Source organism: Paenarthrobacter nicotinovorans, from assembly GCF_021919345.1.
Classification (GTDB): Bacteria; Actinomycetota; Actinomycetes; order Actinomycetales; family Micrococcaceae; genus Arthrobacter; species Arthrobacter nicotinovorans.
Genome location: NZ_CP089293.1, coordinates 3867055 through 3880543 on the forward strand (window position 1 = coordinate 3867055; position 13489 = coordinate 3880543).

The 13489-nt window shown below is 65.1% G+C and carries 11 protein-coding genes; 8 read left to right on the plus strand and 3 right to left on the minus strand.

Features of this window, described 5'->3' with window-relative positions; all coding sequences use genetic code 11:
• Nucleotides 1–96 precede the first annotated feature (96 nt).
• The 6 genes from JMY29_RS17965 (at nucleotide 97) to JMY29_RS17990 (ending at nucleotide 6926) form a co-directional block, all read left to right on the plus strand.
• Nucleotides 97–498, plus strand: coding sequence for an L-rhamnose mutarotase (locus JMY29_RS17965; RefSeq protein ID WP_039243139.1), 402 nt, complete (start codon nucleotides 97–99; stop codon nucleotides 496–498).
• Nucleotides 495–1661 (plus strand): L-rhamnose isomerase, encoded by a 1167-nt coding sequence (gene rhaI / locus JMY29_RS17970; protein ID WP_189076327.1) that lies wholly within the window; start codon nucleotides 495–497, stop codon nucleotides 1659–1661. The genes JMY29_RS17965 and rhaI overlap by 4 nt, the downstream gene beginning before the upstream one ends.
• A 2-nt stretch (nucleotides 1662–1663) precedes the next feature.
• The gene (locus JMY29_RS17975; protein WP_189076328.1) at nucleotides 1664–3703 is read left to right on the plus strand and encodes a bifunctional aldolase/short-chain dehydrogenase; all 2040 of its coding nucleotides are present in this window, start codon (nucleotides 1664–1666) and stop codon (nucleotides 3701–3703) included.
• Between the two features lie 8 nt (nucleotides 3704–3711).
• On the plus strand, nucleotides 3712–5220 hold the full coding sequence (locus JMY29_RS17980) for a rhamnulokinase (protein WP_189076329.1): 1509 nt from the start codon (nucleotides 3712–3714) through the stop codon (nucleotides 5218–5220).
• Between the two features lie 187 nt (nucleotides 5221–5407).
• Nucleotides 5408–5839 (plus strand): aspartate 1-decarboxylase, encoded by a 432-nt coding sequence (panD, locus tag JMY29_RS17985; protein ID WP_026267226.1) that lies wholly within the window; start codon nucleotides 5408–5410, stop codon nucleotides 5837–5839.
• Between the two features lie 160 nt (nucleotides 5840–5999).
• Nucleotides 6000–6926, plus strand: a complete 927-nt coding sequence (locus tag JMY29_RS17990; RefSeq protein WP_018778130.1) for an AEC family transporter — start codon at nucleotides 6000–6002, stop codon at nucleotides 6924–6926.
• Nucleotides 6927–6937: 11 nt separating this feature from the next.
• Here the strand turns inward: JMY29_RS17990 and JMY29_RS17995 are convergent, their stop codons facing one another.
• Together JMY29_RS17995 and JMY29_RS18000 are read right to left on the minus strand one after the other, a co-directional pair.
• Nucleotides 6938–9574, minus strand: coding sequence for a trehalase-like domain-containing protein (locus tag JMY29_RS17995; protein ID WP_189076330.1), 2637 nt, complete (start codon nucleotides 9572–9574; stop codon nucleotides 6938–6940).
• Between the two features lie 108 nt (nucleotides 9575–9682).
• Nucleotides 9683–10672 carry an LLM class flavin-dependent oxidoreductase gene (locus JMY29_RS18000; RefSeq protein ID WP_026267225.1) on the minus strand — a complete coding sequence of 330 codons (990 nt, stop codon included), beginning with the start codon at nucleotides 10670–10672 and terminating at the stop codon, nucleotides 9683–9685.
• Between the two features lie 257 nt (nucleotides 10673–10929).
• Between JMY29_RS18000 and JMY29_RS18005 the strand changes: the two genes are divergently transcribed.
• Nucleotides 10930–11913, plus strand: a complete 984-nt coding sequence (locus tag JMY29_RS18005; protein ID WP_018778127.1) for an ABC transporter substrate-binding protein — start codon at nucleotides 10930–10932, stop codon at nucleotides 11911–11913.
• Between the two features lie 78 nt (nucleotides 11914–11991).
• On the opposite strand, the gene JMY29_RS18010 is transcribed toward JMY29_RS18005, so the two are convergent.
• Nucleotides 11992–12921, minus strand: coding sequence for a threonine/serine dehydratase (locus JMY29_RS18010; RefSeq protein WP_189076331.1), 930 nt, complete (start codon nucleotides 12919–12921; stop codon nucleotides 11992–11994).
• 62 nt (nucleotides 12922–12983) lie between these two features.
• Here JMY29_RS18010 and JMY29_RS18015 point away from each other — a divergent pair, with 62 nt between their 5' ends.
• Nucleotides 12984–13424, plus strand: a complete 441-nt coding sequence (locus JMY29_RS18015; protein ID WP_064722454.1) for a GNAT family N-acetyltransferase — start codon at nucleotides 12984–12986, stop codon at nucleotides 13422–13424.
• The last annotated feature ends 65 nt before the right edge of the window (nucleotides 13425–13489 follow it).

Sequence of the window (13489 nt, forward strand, 5' to 3'; positions counted from 1 at the left end):
AGGACGCTGGAAACGCCTTGACACCCTCTGCTTGCCGAGGGTAATTTGAATCGTAACAAATGAAACGATTCAAAGACGAGTAACCCGGAGAACCGCATGAGGGTATGTTTCCGCTCTTCCGTCCAAGCGGAACTGATGGACGAATACAAGCGCCGCCACGCCGCCGTCTGGCCTGAGATGTTGACGGCCTTGAAGGACGCAGGGTGGAACAACTACTCGCTGTTCCTGGCACCCGACGGTCAATTGATCGGTTACCTGGAATGCGAAGACTACGCGGCAGCACAGGCCCGTATGGCCCTCACGGACGTCAATAACCGCTGGCAAGCGGAAATGGCCACCCTGTTCGCGAACAGCAACCTCCCTCCGGACCAGGGTTTCGAAGTCATCGAAGAAGTTTTCAACCTTGAAGACCAACTGGCCGACGCCGGCAACGTCACAAACGAGGCCACGCCAGTACATACAGACACCACCATCGGACACCAGAAGGAACAATCATGAACACCACAGAATCGGCCCTGGGCCGCCTGGGAGAACTGGCCATTGAAGTGCCGTCCTGGGCCTACGGCAATTCGGGGACCCGGTTCAAGGTCTTCGGCACCCCGGGCACGCCGCGCACCGTGCAGGAAAAGATCGCCGACGCCGCGAAGGTCCACGAGCTCACCGGCCTGGCTCCCACCGTGGCGCTGCACATTCCGTGGGACAAGGTTGACGACTACGCTGCCCTGCGCGGGTACGCCGAGGGCCTCGGGGTGGGGCTGGGCACCATCAACTCCAACACGTTCCAGGATGACGAATACAAGTTCGGCTCGCTGACCTCGTCCAACGGGTCCGTCCGCCGCCGCGCGATTGACCACCACCTGGAGTGCATCGAGATCATGCACGCCACGGGTTCGCGCGATCTGAAGATCTGGCTTGCCGATGGCACCAACTACCCGGGCCAGGACGATATCCGCGGCCGCCAGGACCGCCTGGCTGAGTCCCTCCAGGAAATCTACGCGGGCCTGGGCGATGAGCAGCGCCTGGTCCTTGAGTACAAGTTCTTCGAGCCGGCTTTCTATCACACCGATGTTCCGGACTGGGGCACGTCCTACGCGCAGACCCTTGCCCTGGGCGAGAAGGCCTTTGTCTGCCTGGACACCGGCCACCACGCCCCGGGCACCAACATCGAGTTCATCGTGATGCAGCTCCTTCGCCTGGGCAAGCTGGGTTCCTTCGACTTCAACTCCCGCTTCTACGCCGATGACGACCTGATTGTGGGCGCGGCGGATCCGTTCCAGCTGTTCCGCATCATGCACGAGGTCATTCGTGGCGGCGGTTTCGGAAAAGAATCCGGCGTCGCCCTGATGTTGGACCAGTGCCACAACCTGGAAGAGAAGATCCCGGGCCAGATCCGCTCGGTGCTGAACGTCCAGGAAATGACGGCCCGCGCCCTGCTGGTGGACGCCGCCGCACTCAGCGAAGCCCAGCGCGCCGGGGACGTCCTGGCGGCAAACGGCATCTTCAACGATGCCTTCTACACCGATGTCCGCCCGGTCCTGGCCGAGTGGCGCGAATCCCGCGGCCTGCCCGCCGACCCGATGGCCGCTTACAAGGCCAGCGGATACCAGAAGAAGATCAACGAGGACCGCGCAGGCGGCCAGCAAGCCGGATGGGGCGCCTAAGCATGACTACCAACACCACTGTTGAAGAACTGATTTCCCGTTCCAACCGCCTCGGCGCGGACAAGCGGAACACCAACTTCGCCGGCGGCAACACCTCCGCCAAGGGCACAGAGAAGGACCCCGTCACGGGTCAGGACGTAGAGCTTCTTTGGGTCAAGGGCTCCGGCGGCGACCTCGGCACCCTGAAGGCGGAGAACCTCGCAGTACTCCGGCTGGACCGGCTGCAGGCACTGAAGTCCGTTTACCCCGGCGTCGAGCGCGAAGACGAAATGGTGGCCGCCTTCGATTACTGCCTCCACGGCAAGGGCGGCGCCGCGCCGTCGATCGATACCGCCATGCACGGCCTGGTGGACGCCGCCCACGTTGACCACCTTCACCCGGACTCGGGCATCGCGATCGCAACCGCCGTTGACGGCGAAGCCCTGACCTCCAAGGTCTTTGGCGACAAGGTGGTGTGGGTGCCGTGGCGTCGTCCCGGTTTCCAGCTGGGCCTGGACATCGCCGCGATCAAGGAAGCCAACCCGCAGGCCATCGGCACCATCCTGGGCGGCCACGGCATCACCGCCTGGGGTGCCACCAGCGAAGAGGCCGAGGCCAACTCGTTGTGGATCATCGACCAGGCAGAGAACTACATCAAGGACAACGGCAAGGCCGAGCCCTTCGGTGCCCCGCTCCCCGGTTACGGCGCCCTCCCCGAAGCTGAGCGCAGGGCCAAGGCTGCGGCCCTCGCTCCGGTGATCCGCGGCCTGGCCTCCACTGACAAACCGCAGCTGGGGCACTTCAGCGATGACGCCGTCGTGCTTGAATTCCTTGCCGCGGAAGAGCACCCGCGCCTGGGCGCGCTGGGCACCTCCTGCCCGGACCACTTCCTCCGCACCAAGGTCAAGCCGCTGGTGCTGGACCTCCCGGCCGACGCCTCGATCGAAAACTCCGTGGCGCGCCTCAAGGAACTGCACGCCGCCTACCGCGAGGACTACCAGGCTTACTACGACCGGCACGCTGACGCTGATTCACCGGCGCTCCGTGGCGCGGACCCGGCGATCGTGTTGGTCCCGGGCGTGGGCATGTTCTCCTTCGGCAAGGACAAGCAGACCGCACGCGTCGCCGGCGAGTTCTACCTCAACGCCATCAACGTGATGCGCGGCGCCGAGGCCATCTCCACCTACGCCCCGATCGAGGAATCCGAGAAATTCCGCATCGAGTACTGGGCCCTGGAGGAAGCCAAGCTCGCCAGGATGCCCAAGCCCAAGTCCCACGCCACCCGCATCGCGCTGGTGACCGGTGCGGCGTCGGGTATCGGCAAGGCGATCGCCACCCGTCTGGCGTCCGACGGCGCGTGCGTGGTGATTGCCGACCTGAACCTTGAAAACGCGCAAAAGGTCGCCGAGGAACTGGGCGGTCCGGACGTCGCCATCGGCGTCCAGGCCGACGTCACCGACGAAGCCCAGATCGCTGCTGCGATCCAGGAAGCCGTGCTCGCGTTCGGCGGCCTGGACCTGGTGGTCAACAACGCCGGCCTTTCCATTTCCAAGCCGCTGCTGGAAACCACCGAGAAGGACTGGGACCTCCAGCACAACGTCATGGCCAAGGGCTCGTTCCTGGTGTCCAAGGCCGCGGCAAAGGTCATGATCGACCAAGGCATGGGCGGGGACATCATCTACATCTCCTCCAAGAACTCCGTGTTCGCCGGCCCGAACAACATCGCGTACTCCGCCACCAAGGCAGACCAAGCCCACCAGGTCCGCCTGCTCGCCGCCGAACTGGGCGATCACGGTATCCGCGTCAACGGCATCAACCCCGACGGCGTGGTCCGCGGCTCCGGCATCTTCGCCGGCGGCTGGGGCGCAAAGCGAGCAGCCGTGTACGGCGTGGACGAGCAGGAACTGGGCAAGTACTACGCCCAACGCACGCTCCTCAAGCGCGAAGTCCTGCCCGAACACGTCGCCAACGCCGCGTCCGTGCTCACCAGCAACGAGCTCTCCCACACCACCGGCCTGCACATTCCCGTGGACGCCGGCGTGGCAGCAGCCTTCCTCCGCTAGGACCACCAGTGACCACCGGAACCACCACGGACACCGCCCCGGCACACGCCGGGGCGGTGTCCTCACCGCAGACAGACCAGGTTTTCGCAGCCATCGACATCGGCGCTTCCTCCGGCCGCGTCATGCTGGGCCGCGTCTCCCCCGCCACAGGAGTCTCCCTTGAGACGATCCACCGCTTCCCCAACGGAGTCATAGAGCTCGACGGCGGCCTCCGCTGGGATTTCGACGCCCTCTTCGCTGAGGTGCTCAATGGGCTGGCAGCCGCGGCGACCATGGCGCGGGGGCACGGCGAGCGCATCGTGAGCATCGGCATCGACACCTGGGCCGTTGACTACGGCTTGGTGAACAAAGCCGGCGAACTGACCGCGCAGCCCTACAGCTACCGCGACGAACGCAGCCGGGCCGCTGTGGAGCGCGTCCATGCGGCCGTTTCCCCGGAAAAGCTCTATGCCGCCACGGGATTGCAGTACTTGCAGTTCAACACCCTGTATCAACTGGCCGCGGAGCCGAACCTTGAAGGGCTGCAAGCTCTCCTGATCCCCGATCTGATTGCTTTCCTGCTGACGGGTGAGCGCCGGACGGAAGCCACCAATGCCTCCACCACCGGGCTCTTCGACGCCGTCGCCGGAGAGTGGGCCACGGAATTCCTGGACGCCCTCCGCCTGCCCCGTAACGTCTTCCCTCCGCTGATCCAACCCGGCGAAACGGTGGGAACGCTCTTGCCGGAGATCCTTGACCGGACGGGCCTTCCGGCGGACACGAAAGTGGTGGCCGTCGGTTCGCACGACACCGCATCCGCCGTCGCCGCAGTTCCCGCTGCGGACCAGGATTTCGCCTACATCTCCTCGGGCACGTGGTCCTTGGTAGGCGTCGAGCTTCCCCGGCCGGTCCTCAGCGAAACCAGCCGGAAAGCCAACTTCACCAACGAACGCGGCGTGGACGGCACCATCCGGTATCTCCGCAACGTCGGTGGCCTGTGGCTGCTCAGCGAATGCCAAAGGGCGTGGGCCGCCGAGGGCCACACGCAAGCGCTCACCGCCTTGCTGGATTCCGCGGCGGCACTGCCTGCCGGTGGGCCCCGGATCAACGCCGACGACCCCCGCTTCACAGCACCGGACAACATGCCGGACCGGATCCGCGCAGCCGTGCGCAACACCGGTGCGGTACTCCCGGACCGGCCTGCCGCCGTCGTGCGTTGCATCATGGACAGCCTCGCTGCCGGTTACGCCCGCACGCTGGCCGACGCAGAGCGGCTCACGGGGCGAAGCACCAGCGTGGTGCATATTGTGGGCGGCGGCTCGCAGAACCGGCTCCTGTGCCGGCTCACTGCCGACGAAACGGGCAAACAGGTGGTCGCGGGGCCGGTCGAAGCTACAGCGCTGGGCAATGTGCTGGTGCAGGCGAGGGCCTCAGGCTTGGTCAAGGGTGGGTTGGCTGAGCTGCGCGTACTCGTGGCCGCAGGGACGGAACTGCTGCGATACGAGCCGGCCGGCGCCTTGCAGTCCAGCCGGTCCTGACCCTCTTTGAATCGGATGCGGCCGCGGATCAACCAAGTGAGGTTGATCCGCGGCCATCGTGCATTTGAACAAGGTCAGGAAGCAACAGGCCCCAGTCTCGTGGTTGTGAATCTCCCGCTCCACGGCAGGCTCCGAGTCTGGTACGTCACAGCGCCGGGTGAGGGTCCCGCGCTAAACTGGTCCCACTATGATCCGCACAATGTTCAAGTCCAAGATCCACCGTGCAACGGTGACCCATGCCGACCTCCACTACGTCGGTTCGGTCACTGTCGACTTGGACCTGCTGGATGCGGCCGACATCCTTCCCGGCGAACTCGTGTCCATTGTTGACGTCACCAACGGCGCCCGGCTGGAGACTTACACCATCGCCGGCGAGCGCGGGTCCGGCGTGATCGGCATCAACGGCGCGGCCGCGCACATGGTCCACGTCGGCGATACCGTCATCCTCATCACCTATGCGGAAATGACCACGGAAGAGGCCCGGGCCTACGAACCCAGGGTGGTTCATGTCGGCAAGGACAACAAAATCCTGCAGCTTGGCAACGACCCCGCCGAGGGCCACACCCCCGGGCTCATGCGCCCGCCGCACGCGCTCAGCAACGCAGCCCACCTCAGCTAGGTTCCCACAGCAACGCCCGACGCCGGCACTCACCAGGGTGCCGGCGTCGGGCGCGTTCAGGGTCCAAATATCGGGACGGTCGCCTGAAAACGCTTACTCACGCGGCTGTTCTGGCTAGGCTGTAGTTCGTGATCCAACAAATCCCCGCCGGCACGCCGTCATGATCGGCGTCCTGTCCGGGTTTTTCGTTGTCTGGGCCATCATCCTGGTGGGCATGTTCGTTGGCCGTCGCGGCATCCTCGGTGACAACGCCCGCTCCGTGTTAAGTTCCCTGACGTTCTTCGTGGCTAGCCCCGCGCTCCTCTTCGAGACCTTGAGCAAGGCGAAACTGCATGATGTTTTCGCCGCTCCGTTGTTGGTCACGGCCGTCGGCGCCGTCATCACCGGCCTGCTGTTCTTCCTGATCGTGAAGCTCTGGTTGAAGCGCAGCATGCCCGAAGCGCTCATGTCTTCCATGAGTGCGTCGCTGGCCAATTCAGCCAACCTGGGGATCCCCATCGCCGTGTTCGTCCTGGGCGATGCGAGCTATGTGGCACCGCTGTTGATCTTCCAGTTGGCGTTTTTCACCCCCATGTACCTGATGGCCCTCGATGCCAGTACCAGTTCACATCGGACCACTCCCCTGCGCTTCGTCCTGATGATCGTGCGGAACCCCATGATCGTGGGCTCAGCGTTGGGCCTTCTGGTGGCGGGCACCGGTTTCCAGGTGCCAACGCTTATTCTCGAGCCGATCCACCTCATTGGCGGGGCCGCGATTCCTGCGATGCTGATGGCGTTCGGGATGAGCCTGAACGGTTCCAGGCCCCTGCAGAAGTCCGCAGGACGCCGGCTCGACACCCTGTTGGCCAGCGGCTTCAAACTCGTCGTGCACCCGTTGGTGGCATATCTTTTCGCCCGCTTCGCCCTCGGGATGGACGGCCATGCGCTGTTCGCGGTGGTGGTGACCGCGGCGCTGCCCACAGCCCAGAACGTGTTCGTGGCCGCCAACCGTTACCAGGCGGGAATTACCGTCGCCAAGGACACCGTGCTCATCACCACGATCGTGGCAGTGCCGGCGATGATCGCCGTCGCACTGCTGCTTACCTGACCCAACCAGCGTTACTCCACGTCGGCGCTGGCCAGGTAGTGGTCCAGGAGCTGCGCGCAGCGGATGAAGCCGAGGTGTGAGTAGGCCTGGGGATGGTTGCCGAGGTGCGTTTCCGTGCCCGGATCATACTCCTCGGGCAGCAGCCCGGTGGGACCGAACAGGGCCACCAACTGGTTGAACAGTTCCAGCGCATCGTCCAGTCGCCCCACCGCGAGGTACGCCTCAATCAGCCAGGTGGTGCAAATGTGGAAGCCGCCCTCCAGACCCGGCAGGCCGTCGTCGTACCTGTACCGGAAGACCGTAGGACCGACGCGCAGCTCCCGCTCCACCGCAGTCACGGTATCCAGGAACCGCTGGTCCTGGACGTCCAGGAGGCCGGACAGTCCGACGTGGAGAACTGCGGCGTCGAGGTCCGGGCTGTCGTAGGCCACGGTGTAGGACCGCGCCGACGAATCCCAGCCCTCGCGAAGGACTTCTTCACGGATCGTCGCGGCCGTGGGCGCCCAGTCCGCGTGCGGCGTCCGGCCGTGCAGGGCAGCAGCACGCAGCGCCCGGTCCAGCGTGACCCAGCACATGACCTTGGTATAGACGTGGTGGCGAGGCGGGCGGCGCGCTTCCCAGATCCCGTGGTCGGGCTCATGCCAGCGGGCCAGCACCGCATGCGCCATTTGCTCCATCAGGAACCAGTGCCCGTCCGGCAGGAATCCGCGCCGCTCCGACAGATCATGGATCAGCTCGGCGATGGGGCCGAACACGTCCAGTTGCACCTGGTGGTCCGCTGCGTTCCCGATCCGTACAGGCCTGGACCCCGCGTACCCCGGCAGGCTCTCCACGATGGCCTCCGTAGACAACGGTGAGCCAGTCACCGAGTAAAGGGGGTGCAGCCATTCCGGGCCGGGGGCGTTGTCCAGGATGCGGCCCAGCCACCGCAGGAACCCGTCCGCTTCCTCCGTGGATCCCAAGGACACCAGCGAGTTCACGGTCATGGACCCGTCGCGCAGCCAGCAGTACCGGTAATCCCAGTTCCGGGTTCCGCCGATTCCTTCCGGCAGGGACGTGGTGGGCGCAGCCAGGACGGCACCGGTGGGCTCGTGGACCAGCGACTTGAGGACCAGCGCGGAGCGCCGCACCAGCGAAGTTTTGATGGTGGGCAGCTGCAGTGCTTTGACCCACTCACGCGCAACCTGCCCGACGGCGGCACGACGGTGGGGCTCGCCGGCCGGGTCCGGGGGCGGCGGCTCGGTATCCCCACAGCGCATATTGAGGACCACAGGCCCGTCGCTGAGGGCGACTTCAGCTGTAGCAGTGGCGTAGCGGCCGTCGCTGGTGATGGAGAAGGCGACCCCGGGAGCGGACAGGATGATCGGATCCGAGGTGCCCAGGATATGGACCTCGTCGCCGCGGATTTCCATGCTGAACGGTGCGTTGGCGTAGTCGGGCCGCGGAGCGAAGACCACGCGGGCCGACCCCGTTCCGGACAACACCCGGACCAGGCTGGTGATCCCCTCCGGGGCGGGTTCCAGGTAGTCCGTCACGGTAACGTCTGCCCAACGGGTTTCCACGATCATGGTGTTGTCCACGTAGCGCTGGGCCAGCACCTGTGACGGTTTCGCCGGTTCGATACTAAAGTGGCCGGCAGGGTCGCCGCCGAGGATATGGGCGAACAGAGAGCCCGAATCGGGCAACGGGTGGCTCATCCAGCAGACCTTGGCATCCGGCGTAAGCAAGGCCGTGGAGCTTCCGTTGCCGATCATCGAGTGTCGTTCCAGGCCCACTGCGTCTTCGCCGAAGAGCCATGCCCGCCGCAGCTCGAACAGCAAGGCCAGCACGTGCGCAAAGGCTTCCGGATCCGGAAGGGTGTGTGCCGCCGTCGTGCTTCCGGGCCCCACATGCAAACCGAGGTCCGGCCCCCGCAAAGTGGCCAGCGCTTTTTCGTCGCTCTCGGCATCGCCCGCATACAGTGCCGCGCTGACGCCCAACCGGGCGCGGAGCTGCTCCAGGGCTTGGCCCTTCGCCGGCTCCTCCACCGTGAGGTCCAGCACCGTTCCGTCGATGATGAAGTAGAGGCCGAATTCGATCGCGATCCTCTGCGAGGCGTACACCGCCCGGTCCACAACCTCGGGCGTGGCCGGCCGGGTGTGGACAGCAACGCCTACGGGCTTTCGGACAACGCTGATGCCCTTCTCGAATCCCACGGCTTCGGTCAACGCCGTAGCTACCTGTTGGAGCAACTGCTCCGTGGCGAGGGAAAGCGTGTAGGCGTAGCCCATGTCGAACTCCACCCCGTGGGAACCCACCAAATGGACCTCGGCCGGAAGCCGGGACACTGCTGCCAGGTCCCGCAAAGACCTGCCGGAAATGATGGCTGCGTGGGTGTTCGGGAGGGCTGCGAGAGCCCGGAGCGCCACCGCCGCGCTGTCCAAGGGCAGCGTCTCGGTGGATACTCCCTCCGCCGAGCAGAGCGTCCCGCCGTAGTTGCAGGCCACCAGGAGGCCGGGAACCCTGGCCAGGACCTTAAGCTCCGCGAACAGCTCAGGAGTGATGCCGTTGTGCGCGTCGGATTGAAGGACCGTCCGGAGGAGGCCAAGCGGGAGCGATTTCATCAGCAGCGCGGAGTCGGCGACTGATTGATTCAAGTGCGTGGGCATGGCGGATCCTTCCGAAGCGGATAACTACAGTCTCCGCCCGGACGGTTTCGCTTGACTACCTAGTAGATTGCAAACGAGTAAAGCTTTTCCTTGGATTTATGCGGGTGTTTACGCCGGTACCAGGCCAGCTACCTCGGCAAGCAGCTCCACGGACCGCAAACGCTCCGCAGTGCCGATGCTCTGGTGGGCCACGATCAATTCGTCTGCGTCTGCGAACCGGGCGAACTCATCCAGGTACTCGCGGACAACGTCCTTGGTGCCGACGGCCGAGAACTTCATCATCTGGGCGATGTGCTGGCCCTGCGGGGAGTCGAGGACCATATCCGCTTCGTCATCCGTGAACTCGCGTCCGCCACCGAAGAACAGGGAGACCCGTGCACGCTTCACTGCCAGGTTGATGGCCTGCGCCTCGGCATTGGTGTCCGCCGCGGTGACGTTCACTCCCGCGATCACGTACGGCTCGGACAACTGTTCCGAGGGCTTGAACTCACGCCGGTAAACAGCCACGGCGTCCTGCAGCGCGGCCGGGGCGAAGTGTGAAGCGAAGGCGTACGGCAAACCCAGCTGGGCGGCCAGCTGCGCGCCGAAGAGCGAGGAACCCAGAATGTACAGCGGCACGTTGGTGCCCTTGCCTGGCGTCGCTTCGACACCCTGGATGCGGGTGGGGCCTGTGAGGTAGCCCTGCAGTTCCAGGACGTCCTGCGGGAACCTGTCGGAGGATGTGTGGTCACGGCGCAGCGCACGCATGGTGTTCTGGTCGCTGCCGGGGGCACGTCCCAAACCGAGGTCGATGCGTCCCGGGTGGAGCGTCTCCAAGGTGCCGAATTGTTCGGCGATGGTCAACGGCGAGTGGTTGGGCAGCATCACACCGCCGGCGCCCAGGCGGATGGTGTTGGTGTGCGCGGCGACGTGGGCGATCAGCACGCTCGTGGCCGACGACGCGATGGCGGACATGTTGTGGTGCTCGGCGTACCAGACCCGACGGTAGCCAAGCTCTTCGGCCTTCTGCGCCATGGCGACACTGCCCGCAAGGCTCTCCGCCACCGTCTGGCCCTTCCCGATGGTTGCCAGGTCGAGGATGGAAAGAGGAACAGTCACGGTGAAGCCTTTCGGTACGTTTCGCGGCGCCCGCTTCTGCTTTCCGGGCACTCTAGCGACAACGACGGCGGCACCCGGCTTATTTCTGTGAGTTGCGTCGCGTGCTGTTCGGGCCCGGCCTTTGTGACCCTGTTCGACGCCTGATTAACTGCCGTGAACCCCTGTATCCCAGGGTTTCGGAGCGCTTTGACCACCCTCGCGGGCCTGCCGGATAGTTGCAGCCACGACTACGCATCAGAGCCCTTCGAGGAGAACCCATGGCACGTTTTACCGCCGCATCCGGCATCACCGCGGCGCTGGCCGCCACCGCACTGCTGGGGTTGACGGCATGCTCGGATCCAGGAGCCACGGCAGCCGCGTCAGCGCCGGCGTCGAACGCTTCATCCAGCGCAACCAAACAATTCAACCTGACCCCGCAGCAGGACCGCATCAAAGTGGCCGTGGATTCCGCTGCGGCAGCCTTGGTCCCCGACGCCATCAAAGCCGACGGCAAACTGACCGTGGTGACCACAGGCGGCACTCCCCCATTGAGCACGTTCGCCACTGACAACAAGACGCTGATCGGCAGCGAAGTGGATATCGCCTACGCAGTGGGCGAGACCCTGGGATTGCAGGTCGAGGTGCTGCCGGTTGCGTGGGCCGACTGGCCGCTGGGTGTCGAATCCGGAAAGTACGAGGCCGTCCTCTCCAACGTCACGGTCACCGAGGCCCGTAAGGAAAAGTTCGACTTCGCCACCTACCGCAACGACCTCCTGGGCTTCTACGCCAAGGCCGACTCCGACATCTCAACAGTGAAGGAACCCAAGGACGTCGCAGGCAAGCGCATCATCGTCGGCTCGGGCACCAACCAGGAAGCAATCCTGGTGCGCTGGGACGAGGAGAACAAGAAGAACGGGCTGAAGCCGGTTGAGTTCCAGTATTACGACGACGACTCCGCCTCCCAGCTCGCCCTCCAGTCCGGACGTGCGGACCTGACGTTCGGACCCAACGCCTCCGCCGCATACAAGGCTGCCAAGGACGGCAAAACCAAGGAGGTGGGCACCCTTGAGGGAGGCTGGCCCCTGAAGGCCGAAATTGCTTTCACCACCCAGAAGGGCAACGGCTTGGCCGTCGCCGCGCAGGCAGCCCTCAATACCCTCATCAAGGACGGCAACTACGGCAAGATCCTGGACCGCTGGGGACTGTCCTCCGAGGCCATCCCGGCGTCCGAGCTGAACCCGGCAGGCCTGCCCAAGAAGTAGTACCCCACCCAAGCAGGGGACAGCATATGTCGCGATGACCGCTCGATGGAGCGTTTGCTGTCCCCTGCTTTGGTGCGCCTAGAAGTGGGCGGGATCCGTGTTGGCGCCGCAGAGAACGACCGCCACGGTCTCGCCGTCGTTCGGTGTGTACGCCCCTGAAAGCAGGGCCGAGTACGCCGCGGCAGCGCCGTGTTCCACCACGATCCTGTGCTTCTCCCACAAGGCGCGCCGGGCGTCGACGATGTCCTGGTCCGTGACCAGGACGCTCTCTACCCCGGTCCGGCGGGCGACCCCGAAACCGATCTCGCCGATCCGCCGGGCACCCAGGGAATCGGCGGCAATGCCGGAGACAGCCACATCTACCGGCTCGCCCTGGGCCAGCGCGGTGTGCAGCGTGGGAACCGTCTCCGGTTCGACGCCCACCACATGGGCCCTCCCCTCAACGGCTGCGGCAATGCCGCCCATCAACCCGCCTCCACCTACGGCAACCAGTATGGTATCGACGTCGGGCAGTTCATCCAGCAGCTCAAGGCCGACGCCACCGGCACCCGCCACGATCTCCGGCTGGTCGTAAGCGTGGCAATAGACAGCGCCTTTTTCCTCCGCGAACTTCACGGCGGCGGCGTAGGCCTCGGCGTACTCGGCACCGCCTTGGACTACTGTGGCCCCAACGGCGTACAGCTTGTGGACCTTGTTCGCCGGAGCCGATTCGGGGACGAACACGGTGGCGGGAACGCCGAGCTTCGCTGCGGCAAATGCGTTCGCCAGGCCGGCGTTCCCACCGGAAGCCACCACGATGCCGACGCCGGGATCCAATTCACCGTTCTCCCTGGCGGTGAGCAGCCGGTTGAAGGCACCGCGGGCCTTGAACGAGCCCGTGTGCTGCATGTACTCGCACTTGAACCACAAGTGGTACGGCTCCTGGTTCCCGCTTTCAGCAAGGGGCGTGTGCCGCACCCAGCCCGATGTCCGGGCGTATGCTGCTTCTACTTCTTCGCGTGTGACCATTGTGGCTGCACCTTTCGTCAGCTTTCATCCTATGGTTCGGCCGTCCCGCATAGGCTTGATCCATGCCTGACTTTGTCCTCCGCCCCGCCGTAGCCACCGATGCCGCCTGGATTGCCGAGCTTCGCGCCGTGGTGATGCGGCCGGACCTGGAACGCCTCGGACGCTTCGACCCCGTGCGCGTCCGCGAGCGCTTCCTTGCCGCCTTCGAGCCGGAGCAAACCTACGTCATCCATAGCGACGGCGTCGACGCCGGAGTGATCGCGGTCAGGCCCGAAGCGGACGCCCGGTGGATAGAACATTTCTTCATCGCCCCGGCACATCAGGGCAAGGGACTTGGCGGGGCCGTTCTCCGGCATGTGATGGGCGCATCGGTGGACGAACGCCCCTTCCGCCTGGACGTGCTCCAGGGAAGCCCGGCCCGGCGTCTTTACGAACGGCACGGCTTCGTCCTGGAATCCGAGGACCCCGTCGACGTGTTCATGGTGGCCCCGGGCAACAGCTGACCACGCCTCCCCGGAATGCGGTAACCTCAGCACACACCACGCGGCCATGACGCGATACTTTCCGG